Source organism: Marinospirillum alkaliphilum DSM 21637, assembly GCF_900119735.1.
Lineage (GTDB): Bacteria > Pseudomonadota > Gammaproteobacteria > Pseudomonadales > Halomonadaceae > Marinospirillum > Marinospirillum alkaliphilum.
Genome location: NZ_FPJW01000003.1, coordinates 204,986 through 219,254, shown reverse-complemented (window position 1 = coordinate 219,254; position 14,269 = coordinate 204,986). Strand labels below are relative to the sequence as shown.

General features: G+C 54.4%; 11 protein-coding genes. 5 read left to right on the top strand and 6 right to left on the bottom strand.

Annotated elements, in window-relative coordinates; genetic code table 11:
- The first annotated feature begins 148 nt into the window (after window positions 1–148).
- Genes BT114_RS06325 through BT114_RS06315 form a run of 3 tightly spaced genes read left to right on the top strand, consistent with a single transcriptional unit; the run spans window position 149 to window position 4,144 of the window.
- Entirely contained in the window at window positions 149–2,221 is a 2,073-nt protein-coding gene (locus BT114_RS06325) for an NHL repeat-containing protein (protein WP_072325502.1), read from the top strand.
- Window positions 2,218–2,463 carry a hypothetical protein gene (locus BT114_RS06320; RefSeq protein WP_072325501.1) on the top strand — a complete coding sequence of 82 codons (246 nt, stop codon included), beginning with the start codon at window positions 2,218–2,220 and terminating at the stop codon, window positions 2,461–2,463. Before BT114_RS06325 ends, BT114_RS06320 begins: the two co-directional genes overlap by 4 nt.
- A gap of 52 nt (window positions 2,464–2,515) precedes the next feature.
- The gene (locus tag BT114_RS06315) at window positions 2,516–4,144 is read left to right on the top strand and encodes a methyl-accepting chemotaxis protein (protein ID WP_072325500.1); all 1,629 of its coding nucleotides are present in this window, start codon (window positions 2,516–2,518) and stop codon (window positions 4,142–4,144) included.
- A 112-nt stretch (window positions 4,145–4,256) separates the two neighbouring features.
- Here the strand turns inward: BT114_RS06315 and nirD are convergent, their stop codons facing one another.
- From nirD to BT114_RS06285, 6 genes are all read right to left on the bottom strand, one after another.
- The gene (nirD, locus tag BT114_RS06310) at window positions 4,257–4,625 is read right to left on the bottom strand and encodes a nitrite reductase small subunit NirD (RefSeq protein ID WP_072325499.1); all 369 of its coding nucleotides are present in this window, start codon (window positions 4,623–4,625) and stop codon (window positions 4,257–4,259) included.
- Window positions 4,625–7,138: a nitrite reductase large subunit NirB gene (gene nirB / locus BT114_RS06305; protein WP_072325498.1), complete on the bottom strand. Its 2,514-nt coding sequence runs from the start codon at window positions 7,136–7,138 to the stop codon at window positions 4,625–4,627. The genes nirD and nirB overlap by 1 nt, the downstream gene beginning before the upstream one ends.
- Before the next feature lie 10 nt (window positions 7,139–7,148).
- On the bottom strand, window positions 7,149–8,021 hold the full coding sequence (locus BT114_RS06300; RefSeq protein ID WP_072325497.1) for an ABC transporter ATP-binding protein: 873 nt from the start codon (window positions 8,019–8,021) through the stop codon (window positions 7,149–7,151).
- Between the two features lie 16 nt (window positions 8,022–8,037).
- Entirely contained in the window at window positions 8,038–9,024 is a 987-nt protein-coding gene (locus BT114_RS06295; protein WP_072325611.1) for an ABC transporter permease, read from the bottom strand.
- Window positions 9,025–9,052: 28 nt separating this feature from the next.
- A complete protein-coding gene (locus BT114_RS06290) occupies window positions 9,053–10,408 on the bottom strand; it encodes a CmpA/NrtA family ABC transporter substrate-binding protein (RefSeq protein WP_072325610.1) in 1,356 nt (451 codons plus the stop codon).
- Window positions 10,409–10,688: 280 nt separating this feature from the next.
- A complete protein-coding gene (locus tag BT114_RS06285; protein ID WP_072325496.1) occupies window positions 10,689–11,966 on the bottom strand; it encodes a nitrate regulatory protein in 1,278 nt (425 codons plus the stop codon).
- A gap of 293 nt (window positions 11,967–12,259) precedes the next feature.
- Between BT114_RS06285 and BT114_RS06280 the strand changes: the two genes are divergently transcribed.
- Complete coding sequence (locus tag BT114_RS06280) at window positions 12,260–13,399, top strand: methyl-accepting chemotaxis protein (protein ID WP_072325495.1); 1,140 nt, start codon at window positions 12,260–12,262, stop codon at window positions 13,397–13,399.
- Window positions 13,396–14,259 carry a nitrate- and nitrite sensing domain-containing protein gene (locus BT114_RS06275; RefSeq protein WP_072325494.1) on the top strand — a complete coding sequence of 288 codons (864 nt, stop codon included), beginning with the start codon at window positions 13,396–13,398 and terminating at the stop codon, window positions 14,257–14,259. The genes BT114_RS06280 and BT114_RS06275 overlap by 4 nt, the downstream gene beginning before the upstream one ends.
- Window positions 14,260–14,269 lie beyond the last annotated feature (10 nt).

The following is a 14,269-nucleotide window of genomic DNA, read 5'->3' as shown; positions in this document are numbered from 1 at the left end:
TGCGGGGCCTTTGCTTTACCAGTAGTGCAACAAAGTATTTCTGATGTAGTATTTTTGTTAAAAACTGGTTTATTGTCATCTGCAAGACACCTCTTAAGGTTTATTATGTCTCCCGTTGGTTGTTATATCGACTGGTCAGGAGGAGCAGGTGATTTCGTATCTTTCGCATATCGGCAAAACACACGATTCACTGCCACCCCTTCCTGTCCGTGCAGCCGGTAAAGTCTCCCTGAACACCCCGGTTGGCAGTTGCCTGGATCATCTTGGGCGTGTCTGGCTGGCAGATACTGCACACAATCGCTTACTGGTGTTTGATGCCAGCCTGCAACACCTGCTGGCCAGCTTCGGGCAAACGGGAAGCGCGCCTGGCGAATTTAATATGCCCTTTCGCTTGCTGGCGCATCCAGATAAACCCTGGATTTATGTCACCGACATGGGCAACCGGCGTATTCAGCTGCTGGAATACACACCTGATCTTGAAATCACCCCACTACTCACCTTTGGCAACCAGGCCCCCATTAACCTGACAGGCCCCAATGGGCTGGTATTCCATGATGGCCAGCTATGTGTGGCTGATGAGTTTTTTGAAGGCGCGGATGGTGAAAGTCGACTGGTGGTACTGGATGAAGAAGGTCACTTCATCAGGGATATCCGTCATATCCGTTACCCGGACAACAGCCACGAACCCTTGCAACTGCTTTGGCCGCAGGGGCTGACACTGGATCAACAAGGCAATATCTACATTGCCAACACCGGTTTTAATACCCTGGTACGCTGCAACTGGCAGGGTGAAGCAGTGCCTTTTGCCATCAATGGCAAGGCTTATCTGGAAGGCATGGAGCTGGCCCGTGATGTGTCCTGTATCCGGCAGCACCTGCTGGTACCTGGCGCTTCAGCCAATGCCATAGCGGTTTATGATCTGAATGGGCGGCGCCAGGGCAGCCTGCAGGGTTTTTATGCCCCGATCCAGATTACCGCTGGCAGTGAAAAAGATACCCTACTGATCACTGAGCCTATTCTGGCCTCCTTGCAGCTACACCAGGTTCGCTTAAATGATGTCAAAGGTGGTGCAGCCCTTTTTACTCAGGTTTTAAACCGCGTAGGGGATGATCGCGATCAACCTGGGCAGTTGCACTTTGTCACCTCCGCTGCAGGCCAGCCACCTGCTCACCCTGCAGATGATCCTTTAAGCCCCTTCCCCTGGGTGCGCCAGTGGCTGGACACCAGCCAGCAGCAACTGGAGACCTACACCAACCGCATCCAGACACCCGCCCTACCCTCCTGGTTAAGCCTTAGTCTCAGTTGGCAAACGGAATGGTTACTGCGCTGGCAACAAAGTTGGCTACGCATCATGCTGGGTGAACGCCTGGATAACCCTGCTCATCTGCTGTGGCTACTGGATGCTGGTAATTATCAGCTGCAGGCCAGTGGCAGCACTCGCCCGGATGGTGCTCGCCCGGTTGGCATGCCACTGGTGCCCGGGTCACTGGGCATGACCACTTTAAAAACCCGCCATCGCCTGGCTGGACAACTGGCACCAGACAAACCCCTGCTGGTTGTCTGCAACTACCTCACCAGCCTGGTCACCATTTACCAGTACCATCCACTGCTGGATGAGCTGGTGCCCTATCGGGTGTTTGGTTCACGTGGCAGCCAGCCCTGGCAATTACTGAGCCCCCAGGGTATCAGCATCGATCCGGTGAATCAGGACATCCTGATTGCTGACTCCGGCAACCACCGCATTGCCCGCTGGCGACTCACCCGCAGCGGTATTGCCGGGCTGGTCGATACCTTCGGCACTCCCGGTGATGGCCCGGGACAATTCCACACCCCTTCTGACGTGGCCCTGGATGAACAAGGGCACTGTTATGTCACTGACCAGTTTAACCACCGCATTCAGGTTTTTGATGCCAGGGGGCAGTGGCTTTACAGCTTTGGTCAGCCTGGTTATGCCACCGAGGGTGATCAATTCCTGCTGCCCACCAGCCTTGCTTATGAACAAGGCCATCTGGTGGTTTCAGATCTGGTCAACCGAGCCATCAAGCTGTTCCGACCGGACGGGACCTTTGTCGCCAGTTTTGCCGGTTTTGGTGCTGATGCCAGCAAAGGGCAATTGTGGATGCCCTACCTGATGCATGTGCGCAACGGCCAGATCTACCTGCCTGACTGTGCACTGAATCGAGTGAATGTTTATCAACTGGAACTGGAAAGCCAACCATGAACACTTTTCGCAAGGCAGCAAACAAGCGCTTGCAACAACAGCAACAGGCACCCGCTGAGTCGGTGGCTCCGGCAACAGACAGTGAAAACCTGCTGCAAGGAATTACGGAAGTTATTACAGAACTGGAAGTCACCCCTGCAGTTCTGCTGCAGAAACAGGCCCTCTATCAGAAGCTCCATGCACTGCATCAACAAGGCTGCGAGCTGGCAAGCCGACAATGCATGACTGGGCCTATCCATTAAAACCAACCGTTATCAATCATTGGAATCCATATCAGGAATCAGGGGAAGAATCATGAATCTGAACAGCATCTCCATCGCGACACGCGCCTGGATGATCCTTGGGTTGTTTGCTATTGGCCTTCTGGCAAATACCCTGCTGGACGCCCACAAGTCACGAGACCGTTTACGCAGCAGTTATGAACAGGGCGTGATTTTCCTGGTGGAAAGCGCCAAGAACCTGATCGGTCATTATTATGAACTCAGTCGCCAGGGCACTCTGACCGAAGAAGAAGCCAAACGCCAGGCACTGGCCGCCGTTTCCGCACTGCGCTTTGATAATGGCAACTATATTTTTGTGGGTGACAAGGATGGCATTGCCATTGCCAACGCAGTGACTGCACTGCTCGGTCGCGACATCACTGTACTTAAAGATCCCACGGGTAAATTTTTTGTGCGTGACCTGTACACGGCAGCCCGTAATGGTGGCGGTTTTGTTGACTACAAGTGGCCCAACGCCCAGAACAAGGAACAGCTGGACCCCAAAACCAGTTATGCCGAACTCTTTGCCCCCTGGCAGTGGACACTCGGTTCCGGTCTGAACATGGAAGCACTGCAGGCTGACATTCGTGCTTCCGAAATCCAGTCAATGACCACTGCCGCCACCATTCTTGTGCTGCTGTCACTGATTCTGGCCTTTTTCATCCGCAGCATCACTCAACCGCTCAATGCCACAGTGAAAGCCATGAAAGGCCTGTCACGGGGTGAAGGTGACCTGACACAGCGCCTGCAGGTACAAGGCAGTCGAGAGCTGACCGAGCTGGCCACTCACTTCAATACCTTCATCAGCTCGATTCAGGAGATCATGCAGAGTGTCAAAGATGTTGCTCATCGCCTGGCAACAGCTTCAACACAGCAGGTCGGTTCAGTGCAATCCATGGATCAGAACCTCAATGACCAGAAACAGGCTGCCGAAGAACTGGCCAGCGCCATGATGCAAATTCTGGCCAGTGTGGAAGAAGTCACCAGCCGCACCGTACAGGCCACTGAGTCATCAGCGCAGGCTACCAATGCATCAGCCAGCAGCCAACAGATCATCAACCGCAATATTGAGGAAGCCCGCCTGCTGGCCCAGGACATGAACCAGGCCGGTGAAGTCATCAACCAGCTGGCTGAAGACAGCCGCAATGTCGACAAGGTGCTGGAAGTCATTCGTGGCATTGCCGAACAAACCAACCTACTGGCACTGAACGCAGCCATTGAAGCCGCCCGCGCTGGGGAAGCAGGGCGAGGCTTTGCAGTTGTAGCGGATGAAGTGCGCACCCTGTCACAACGCACCCAGGACTCCACGGCTCAGATTCAAAGCATCATTGAAAAGCTGCAGGAAGTTGCAGGACAAGCGGTGCAGATCATGCAGGGAGGTGTCAGCAAGGCGGAAGCGGCAGCGGAAGCTTCCTCTTCAGCAGGTCAGGCACTGCAGGGCATCATGCAGGAAATCCAGTCCATCCAGGCCATGAATCAGCAGATTGCTGCAGCATCAGAAGAGCAGAGTGCTGCAGTGGACAGCATCAACCAGCAGGTGGTGCACCTGAATGATCTTTCCACTCAGGTCTCTGCAGAGTCAACCCAGATGGCAGCATCCAGCCAGGATCTGACACGCATGTCACAGAGCCTGCTGGATCGTGTTGGTCGCTTCAAGGTCTGAATGAACAGGACCTGAATGCAACAAGGGCCGGCTCAGTGAGCCAGCCCTTGTTGGTTTAAAACCAGGCTTCTTTTTAAAACCTGTCCTGTTTTTTAAACCCTGTCCTGCCCACTCAGAAATACAACCAGACCTGCCCTTCTTCCAGCTTCACCGGCCAGGTTTGCAGGCAGGTATCCGGCTGCTCCAGACAACGACCATCCTTAAGCTGAAAATGCTGTTTGTAGAGGGGAGAAGCCACCGACCATACCCCACCACTTTCACACAACAGGCCATGGGCCAGCACTTCGACACCAATCAAGGGATCAAGATGTGCCAGCGCATAAAGTGCTGGCTGCTGACCAGGTAACCAGAAAAGTGCCACCGACTGTGGCACTCCAGAAGCTGGCTGAATCAACACAGCCACCCCGGAATGAGCCACCAGATCTTCTTCCTGGCAAACCTTGTGCCAGCGCGCTTCTGTCAGGTTATGCGTTGCATTCATCACACCACCTCCCCGGCCACTTCACGAGCCGGGATCAACTGCCCCCGCTCCTCAATCATCTGAATGTGTGCACGACGTGGTTCAGCCGCATTCACATAACTGCGGAAACGCTTGCGCTTCTGCGGGTCGTTGATGGCAGTTTTCCATTCACACTGATAGGTATCCACCACCTGCTGCATCTGGCTTTCCAGTTCTGCACCTATGCCCAGGCTGTCCTCCAGTACCACTTCTTTCAGGTAGGCCAGGCCACCCTCCAGGTTTTCCAACCACACCGAAGTGCGTTGCAAGCGATCTGCGGTGCGGACATAAAACATCAGCACCCGATCAATGGCTTGTACCAGTTGTTCATCATTCAGATCGGTGGCAAACAGGTCAGCATGGCGTGGCCGCATACCCCCATTACCACAGACAAAAAGGTTCCAGCCTTTTTCAGTGGCAATCACCCCAATATCCTTACTCTGGGCTTCGGCACACTCCCGGGTACAGCCTGAAACCGCCATCTTGATCTTGTGCGGTGAACGCAGCCCCTTGTAACGGTTCTCCAGATAAATCGCCATGCTGACACTGTCCTGCACACCGTAGCGGCACCAGGTGCTGCCAACACAGGATTTCACCGTGCGCAGCGATTTACCGTAGGCGTGACCGGTTTCAAAACCAGCGGCAATCAATTCTTCCCAGATCAGCGGCAATTCATCCAGCGTGGCACCAAACAGGTCAATGCGCTGACCACCGGTGATTTTGGTGTAGAGGTTGTATTTTTTAGCCACCTGCCCAATCACCAGCAGCATGTCCGGGGTGATTTCACCACCGGGGATCCGCGGTACCACTGAGTAGGTGCCGTTTTTCTGCATGTTGGCCATGAAGGTGTCGTTGGTGTCCTGCAGTGACACATGAGCCGGTTCCAGCACATGTTCGTTCCAGCAACTGGCCAGGATGGAGGCAATCGCCGGTTTGCAGATTTCACAACCGCCACCCTTGCCGTGTTTGTGCAAGAGTTCATCGAAGGTACGAATGCCTTCCACCCGCACCAGATGAAACAGCTCCTGACGGGTAAAGGAAAAGTGTTCACAAAGGGAGCGATCCACCACCACACCGCGTTTTTCCAGCTCCGCCTCCACCACACTTTTCAGCATCGCGGCACAACCACCACAACCGGTTGCAGCTCGTGTGGCAGCTTTGACTTCGGCCAGATTCACGGCACCGTCATTCATGACCTCCTGGATATCACCCTTGGTCACATTGTGGCAGGAGCAGATGCTGGCGGTATCCGGCAAGCGGTCAGCGGACAGGGGCGGGGCAGCACTTTCACCGGCAGGCAACAGCAGGCTGACCGGGTTTTCCGGCAGTTCCAGGCCATTCAGATGGTACTGCAGCAGGGTGTCATAACCAGCGTTATCACCCACCAGAATGGCACCCAGCAGCTGTTTGCCGTCAGCATCCACCACCAGCTTGGCATAGGTGCCATCCAGCTCGTTATGAAAGCGATAACACTGGGCACCAGGTGTGGCTGCGTGAGCATCACCAATGGAGCCCACATCCACACCCAGGAGTTTGAGCTTGGTGGACATGTCGGCACCCTGGAACTTCACACCCCCCTGCCCGGCAATGGCCGCCACAGCTGCACGCGCCATGCTGTAACCGGGTGCCACCAGACCAAAGTGTCGATCCTGCCAGACCGCACACTCACCGATGGCATGAATCAGTGCATCACTGGTACAGCAGTGATCATCCACGGCTATGCCACCTCGCTCACCCAGTGTCAGACCGGCCTCACGCGCCAGTTGATCCTGTGGGCGGATTCCAGCAGAAAAAACTATCAGGTCCGTTTCCAGCCAGGTGTCATCGTTAAAACACATGCGCAGACGCTGTTGTTCACCGGCCTGGATCAGGCGGGTGGCTTTTTCAGTGTGTACCTGCACACCCAGCGCTTCGATCTTGCGGCGCAACAGGGAACCGGCTGGATCATCCAGCTGCACCGGCATCAGGCGAGGCGCAAACTCCACCACTTCAGCATTCAGTCCCAGATTTTTCAGGGCATTGGCGGCTTCAAGCCCCAACAACCCACCACCCACCACCACACCGCTACGGGCACCGGTGGCACTGGTGCGGATAGCATCCAGATCATCCAGCGTACGGTACACAAAACAGTGCGGCAGATCCCGACCTTCAATCGGCGGCACAAAAGGATAAGAACCTGTGGCCAGCACCAGGCGATCATAAGGGTATTCACCCCGACGGGTACGGATGGAGCGGGATGCAGGGTCAACTGCCAGCACCTGTTCATTCAGGTGCAGGTCCACGCCGTTCAGGGCATAAAAGTCCGGATCAGCCATCAACAGCTCATCCGCACCCTTGGCAAAGTATTCCGACAGGTGCACCCGGTCATAAGCTGCATGGGGCTCTTCACCGAATACCTGCAACTGCCATTCAGCAGCCGCCGGAGTGGCCAGGAACTGTTCAATAAAGTGCTGGCTCACCATGCCATGACCAACAATCAACAAGCGTTTTTTCATGGTTCTCACCTCAGGCCCTTGCTTTGGGCTCATCTACCCCTGATGCATCCTTTCCGGCATCACTGGCAGCGGTTTCACGGCGAGGCTGCAGTTCCTCAACCTTGCGTTGTTTTTCGTACAGGAAGCTCAGCACCTGGTGGCGGTAATGGTTGTATTCAGCGTTATCCGCCAGGGCAATGCGATTGCGAGGTCTTGGTAACTTCACTTCCAGAATTTCACCGATGGTGGCTGAAGGTCCGTTGGTCATCATCACAATACGATCTGATAACAGCACTGCCTCATCCACGTCGTGAGTAATCATGATCACGGTGTTTTTCAGGTCAGCCTGAATCTCCATCAGCGAGTCTTGCAGGTGCGCCCGGGTCAGGGCATCCAGTGCGCCGAAAGGTTCATCCATCAGCAGCACCTGGGGTTCCATTGCCAGTGCACGGGCAATGCCCACCCGCTGTTTCATGCCGCCGGAAATTTCATCCGGGCGTTTGTGCAGGGCATGGCTCATGTGCACCAGTTCCAGGTTATGCTCAATCCACTCGCGCATTTCTGCACGCGTCTTGCGACCACGGAACACCTGCTTTACGGCCAGCTCCACGTTCTGATAGGTGGTTAGCCAGGGCAGCAGTGAATGGTTCTGAAACACCACGGCCCGCTCCGGACCGGGTTCATCTACTTCACGACCATTCAGCAGCACACCACCGGTGGTTGCCTGGTACAGCCCCGCGACAATGTTCAGCACCGTGGACTTACCACAACCAGAGTGTCCGATCAGGCTGACAAACTCTCCCTTGGCAATGGTCAGATTAACGTTCTGCAGCGCACAGAAGGGACCACGTGGGGTTGGAAACTCAATGGCTACCTGAGTCAGTTCCAGATGTTTCTGATTCATGTCTGTCTCCCCTTGCTCAACGCACGATGGCGTTCTTGTCCCAGTTCACCCAGCTCTGCAACAGCAGCATGCTGCGATCCAGCAGGAATCCGATGACACCAATCACCAACACCGCCACACAAATGCGGCCCAGCGAGTCGGAAGACCCATTCTGGAATTCATCCCAGACAAATTTGCCAAGCCCAGGGTTCTGCGCCAGCATCTCGGCAGCAATCAGCACCATCCAGGCAATCCCCAGACTCAGCCGCAGACCGGTGAACATCATCGGAATGGCGGAAGGAATAACAATGGTACGAATGTGAGTGACCCAGTTCAGGCGCAGCACCTTGCTGACATTCTGCAAGTCCTTACTGATGTTGCTGACCCCCACCGAAGTGTTGATCAGGGTGGGCCACAGTGAGCAGAGGGTGACAGTGATCATCGACACCAGAAAAGAGCGTGAAAACATCGGATCACTGCTGACATAAACCGCACTGACCACCAGTGTCACCAGTGGCAACCAGGCCAGAGGTGATACAGGTTTGAACACCTGTATCAGTGGGTTGATGGCTCGATAGACCTGCTGGCTCAAGCCAATCAGGATACCCAGCGGAATGGCGATGGCACTAGCCAGCACAAAGCCACTAACCACCGTGACCAAACTGGTGACCACCTGATCAAAAAAGGTCGGGCGACCACGGTATTCACGCCAGCGAATTTCGGCATCGGGATTGCGCGCCAGCAGCTCAGCATTACGCTGTTCCTGCCGCTCATAAAAAGCGTGGCGACGCTCATTTTCCTGGCGCTGCTCCTCCACCAGATTGTTCCACTGCTCCAGCACCTGCACCGGACCCGGAAAAGTACCCAGTGAAGTATTAATCTGCTGCGCACCTGCGTGCCAAACCAGCAGGAACAGTGCCAGTCCCAGGGCCGGAAAAAACACACCGGATGCAAGGCTGCGCCACTGGTCAGCACTCCAGCCAACCGGGTTGGCCCTTTTCAGTTTCAGTAATACTGCTGTCATGATCTTCACCTCTAGCCTGCTGGCCATATTACGGAGCCTGTCTGCCTTTTAAACCAATACTGAACTGCTCCAGATAGGCATTTGGCTGACGGCCATCAAACACCTTGCCATCAATAAAGCTGCTGTGATCGACCGAGCGGTAACCGTCTTCCTTGGCAAAATCCGGGAAGTCTGCTGCTGACATCAGGCCATCAGCAATCAGGGACTCTGCAGCCTGGCGGTAGATGTCTGGACGGAATACCTTGCGGGCCATATCGCTATACCAGCTGTCTGGTTTGTACTCAGGAATTTGTCCCCAACGACGCATCTGGGTCAGGTACCAAACGGCATCCGAGTAGTAGGGGTAGGTGGCGTGATAACGAAAGAACACGTTGAAGTCAGGAGCCGGACGCACATCACCCTTTTCGAACTCAAAAATGCCGGTCATGCTGTTGGCAATCACTTCATAATCAGCACCTACATAGTAGGATTCAGAAATGATGCGAGCGGCTTCCTTGCGGTTGGCATTGTTCTCTGCGTCCAGCCAGTGGCCAGCACGAATCAAGGCACGCACCACACGCAGGTGGGTATTGGGATACTGCTCAGCCCAGCTGTTGCTGACACCAAACACCTTCTCGGCCACATTGTTGCGAATGTCATAGTCGGTGATGGTGGGCACACCGATGCCACGGAACACAGCCTGCTGGTTCCAGGGTTCACCCACACAGTAGCCGCTGATGGTTCCAGCCTCGAGGGTGGCAGGCATCTGCGGAGGCGGTGTCACCGAAATCAGCACATCTGCACTCAACTGGCCAGAAGTATCACCACGCTGAGGTGCGTAATAACCGGGATGAATGCCACCAGCTGCCAGCCAGTAACGCAATTCATAGTTGTGGGTGGAAACCGGGAACACCATACCCAGATTGAAGTTTCTGCCACGGTTGCGATAACCCTCAATCACCGGCTTTAAATGCTCAGCACTGATCGGATGCACCGGCTTGCCATCCACTTTCGGCAGGCTGCCTTTCATGGTTTCCCAGACTTCGTTGGAGAAGGTGCAGGCATTACCATTCAAGTCCATGGTAAAGGCTGTGATGATGTGGGCTTCGGTTCCGAAACCGATGGTGGCACCCAGAGGCTGGCCAGCCAGCATGTGTGCACCATCCAACTGGCCATCTATCACCCGATCCAACAGCACCCGCCAGTTGGACTGAGCTTCCAGCTCCACAAACAGGCCTTCATCCTCAAAAAAACCCTTTTCAAAAGCTATCGCCAACGGCGCCATATCCGTCAACTTGATAAAACCAAATTTGAGGTCTTCCTTTTCCGGCAAACCGATTGCCAGCAAAGGAGTGCTACCCAGTAGACCGGTCAACAGCAGTGCTTTTGCCCAATTCTTTCTCATGATCTCTGTCCTCTGTGATGCATAAAAAAACGGCGTCACTTCCGTGGCCTGCATGGCAGGTGGAAGTGGACGCCGTTGTCCGGAAAACTTTCAGTGTCAGTCGACCCATGGGCCGTGTGTTGCTGAATGGCTTAATGCAGAAACTGTGCCATAAACCTTAAATACGACTCGTAAGCCAGATCAGTACTGTTTTTCCATATCCACCTCAGCGGTTCACAGCAGGCCACAACCTCAGAGACAAAAAGCACTATTGCGGTGCAGCAAGCATTCAAATGGAACATCACTGGGCATTATTACTGCCTGCATCCTTGTTATTAACCTGCAACAAACCGATCAGCCCAATCACCCGTTCTGCCACATCCACCAATCGCCGGTTCTGCTCCATCGCCGCCTGGCGCAACTGCCGCCAAGCCTGTTCTTCTGTCAACTGACGATGCTGCATCAATAACCCCTTGGCCTTTTCAATCAACTTACGCTCATTCAGCGCCTGACGAGCAGCCTGTAACTCATCCTGCATCTGCTGCAAACGCTGTGATTGAGCCTGTACCAGCTCACACAGGGATCGCCCGACACCGGTCAGTTGGCCTTCCACCCAAAAGGATGGCGGTGGCTCAGTGAGCCTGGATTGCAGATCCAGTTGCTGCAACAACTGCTGCTGATTTTTCAACTCTCTGCGAGCCAGCTGGATGCGCTCTTCAGAGCGGGTTTTGAGGGTTTCTGCCAGCTGGTCCTCAATGATTTTCATGGCATCAATACGGGCAGTCGCCACGTCATACCAAACTTCACTGAACGCAGAGGGCACCTGTTGATCTGCCTGGGATCTGCTAACCACTTGACGTAGCTTCAATAATTCTTCGTGGGGTTTGTCTGTCAGCAGTTGCTGCCACAGCCCCAGTGCTTCCGCTGCAGTAAAATCGGCAAAAAGCTCAAAACACCGTTCCTGCCCTTCAATCAGTAACTGCAGTCCCTGCTGATCCTCCAGCTCAAAGTGCCCCGCAGCAAACCCTCTTGCTCCCCAGGCACGCTCCTGACCAGCCAGTTCCTTGCCCTGCATAAAGTTGAACATGGCCACCAGCAAACGCGTTAAATCAGGGTCCGCCGAGGCATCTGCAGCCTCAAAAACCACCGCCAGCAGACTGCCGATCAATTGTATAAACGCCTGAGTGGCCTGTGCTGCGGTGAGGTGTTGCTCAATGACTGAACGACGCAGCTCTGGCAAGGCGTCCAACCCCTGCAATACCGCAGCAATGCGACTGAACTGGCGCACATGCCCACTCATTTGGCACTGCTTCAGATTCAGGCTGGCAAAAAAACGGCGTAGCTCCTGCTCTGGCTGCAGGCATTCCTGCACCTGTTCGGCACGCTGCTGTGCATAACGGCACCCTTGTGAGGCAAGAAAAACATTCGATAAACCCCGTTCCCGCTGCAGCTCATGCACCAGACGACTGACATGCCCAACCAGCTCACAGGTTTGAGCCAGCTGTTCCAGCCCCTGAATTTCACACTGGCGAGCAGCCAGCAAAAACTGCTGGGCAGAAGGATAAGGCGCTGTGGGCATCACAAGGTGACTCCTGCTGAAGACGATCAATAACAGTGTCTTTGCAAGTCCTGTTCCAGTAGCAAATTTTGATGCGTGTCAAAAAAATCCAGGAGATGGCACTCTTCTTGCTAAACAATTCATGCGATTTGCAACGCAGGCAAGTCGAGACATTCAGAGTTTTTTGGTTAAACCTTTTTTTCAGGTTACCAGGGCAAAGCTGCCCGCAACTCCAGCCATCACGGCAGGGGGTTGCGGGCTTTTTTTATGGCCGTCAGCCGCGGCAAGTGTGGTGCAGAACACCGGAGGGAAAAATGCAGCAGATCTTTTATCCCGTCATTTTGTTGCAAGGCTGGCTGGGGACAGCCGGCTTTTTCCTGCTACAAGCAGGCCTGCTGCTGGTCAGCCTGGCTGCCGGGTACATTAATGCAGGCCAGGTTTATTCAGCACAGGCGTTGTTGATGCTACTGCCGTTTGTTTACCTGTGGATCGGCAACCAGTTGTTGTTACAACAAGACCTGCAGTTTCTTGTCAGCAGTGTTAATGCTGTCAACAAGCCAGGTGGCAAACTGCGCCTGAGGCTATTCCAACCCCTGCAGCAACAACTGCAACTGCAGATGACTGATTTACAGCGTCAGCAGCAACTGCTGCAGCAAAAGCTGGATGAAATTTCTCATGCTTCCGGTGAGCTGGAACAAAGCGCAGTGCAAGTCACTCGTAATGCTGAACGCCAGAATGAAGCTGCCAGCACTGCCGCTGCCGCCGTAGAAGAGTTAAATGTCAGTATCCTGCAGGTGGCGGATCTGGCGGAAACCTCAAGAAATACCAGTCAGCAAACCGGTGATGAGCTGGCATCCGGGCATCAGGCCCTGCTGACTCTGGCTGACCAGATTCGCAACATGGCTGTGCAGGCACAACAAACCCGCGGGCTGATTCAGAAGCTGCTGGACAGCTCCGGCACCATCAATGAAGTCACTGCAACCATCCGCTCGCTGGCCGACCAGACCAACCTGCTGGCCCTGAATGCTGCCATCGAAGCCGCGCGTGCCGGAGAAAGCGGCCGAGGTTTTGCTGTGGTAGCAGATGAAGTACGACTGCTGGCCCGTCACAGCATGGAATCTGCCAGCCAGATCGGACAGATCATTGATGATGTACAGCAACACATTAAAGCCGCTACACAACAGATGAATGCCTTCAGTCATCAGGCGGAACAAAGTGCTGAAGGTTCAGACCAGGTTTGCCGCTTGCTGCAACAGGCTTTGCAGCAGACCCATCAATTGACCAGCCAGGTGGTGCAGGTCGCAGCCAGCACCTTGCAACAAAGCCAGGCTGCCGCTGAAATTGCCTTGCTGGCAGAACAGGTACGAGAGGGACAACAAGGCAACCTTCAGGCAGCAGGTCAGGCCCGCACCATTGCCCATCACTTATCTGAACTGACAGGAGGTCAGTCATGATTTCTGTTCCGATAAGCCTTGCACCAACACTGGCTCTAGCTCTGCCAGTCGCAATCATTCCACTGCTTTTTCTACTGCACCGGCACATTCAGCAGCAACTACACCAGAAGAACCTGCAACTACTGCAACAGATGAAGTTATTACGCCAATTAATTGGTGGTTTTCAGCGCCACCGTGGGCTCAGTAACGGCCTGCTGTGCGGCGACACCAGCCTGCATGAACCCCTGCGCACCACCCGTGCGGAACTGGATCACCTGATGGCCACAGCAACAAACACTGATGCAGGGTCGCATCTGGATACCTGGCGGCACCTGGCCGATCACTGGTCACGATTGCGTGAAGGCAGAACCCTGGATGCCAATAACAACCTTGCCCAGCATCACTTGATTATCCGTAGCAGCATTTTTCTGCTGGAAGACCTGGCTTACGAAACTCGCCTGAGTGAAAACAAGCCTGATCTGGCCTGGTTGCCACTGATCTGGCATGAAGTGTTACAAACTGCTGAATGGGCCGGCCAAGCCAGAGCCCTGGGGACTGGCATGGCAGCAGCCGGTCACAACAGTGCAGAACAACGCATACGGCTGCGTTTTCTGTACCAAAAGATCCACCTGCTCTCAACTCTGGCATTTCGGTCCTTGCGAACCGAGTTTGATCAACATCTACCTGCAGCCCTGTTACCGCTGCAACAGGCAGAACATCAGGTCTCCAACCTGCTGAATTGTATTCAACAGGAGTTGCTGACCGACCAACCACTAACCATCAGCGCTGGTGATTATTTTCAACAGGCAACCCTGGCTATCGAGTCTCTGTTGACTCTGGTGGATCTGACGCTGGATCACCTGCAGCAAGCCTTGCACTGATTTTCTGGAG

Bases quoted from the DNA above. Each gene is read 5' to 3' on its own strand.
- BT114_RS06320 (WP_072325501.1), top strand. From the start codon at position 2,218: ATGAACACTTTTCGCAAGGCAGCAAACAAGCGCTTGCAACAACAGCAA.
- BT114_RS06315 (WP_072325500.1), top strand. From the start codon at position 2,516: ATGAATCTGAACAGCATCTCCATCGCGACACGCGCCTGGATGATCCTT.
- nirD (WP_072325499.1), bottom strand. From the start codon at position 4,625: ATGAATGCAACGCATAACCTGACAGAAGCGCGCTGGCACAAGGTTTGC.
- nirB (WP_072325498.1), bottom strand. From the start codon at position 7,138: ATGAAAAAACGCTTGTTGATTGTTGGTCATGGCATGGTGAGCCAGCAC.
- BT114_RS06300 (WP_072325497.1), bottom strand. From the start codon at position 8,021: ATGAATCAGAAACATCTGGAACTGACTCAGGTAGCCATTGAGTTTCCA.
- BT114_RS06295 (WP_072325611.1), bottom strand. From the start codon at position 9,024: ATGACAGCAGTATTACTGAAACTGAAAAGGGCCAACCCGGTTGGCTGG.
- BT114_RS06290 (WP_072325610.1), bottom strand. From the start codon at position 10,408: ATGAGAAAGAATTGGGCAAAAGCACTGCTGTTGACCGGTCTACTGGGT.
- BT114_RS06285 (WP_072325496.1), bottom strand. From the start codon at position 11,966: ATGCCCACAGCGCCTTATCCTTCTGCCCAGCAGTTTTTGCTGGCTGCT.
- BT114_RS06280 (WP_072325495.1), top strand. From the start codon at position 12,260: ATGCAGCAGATCTTTTATCCCGTCATTTTGTTGCAAGGCTGGCTGGGG.
- BT114_RS06275 (WP_072325494.1), top strand. From the start codon at position 13,396: ATGATTTCTGTTCCGATAAGCCTTGCACCAACACTGGCTCTAGCTCTG.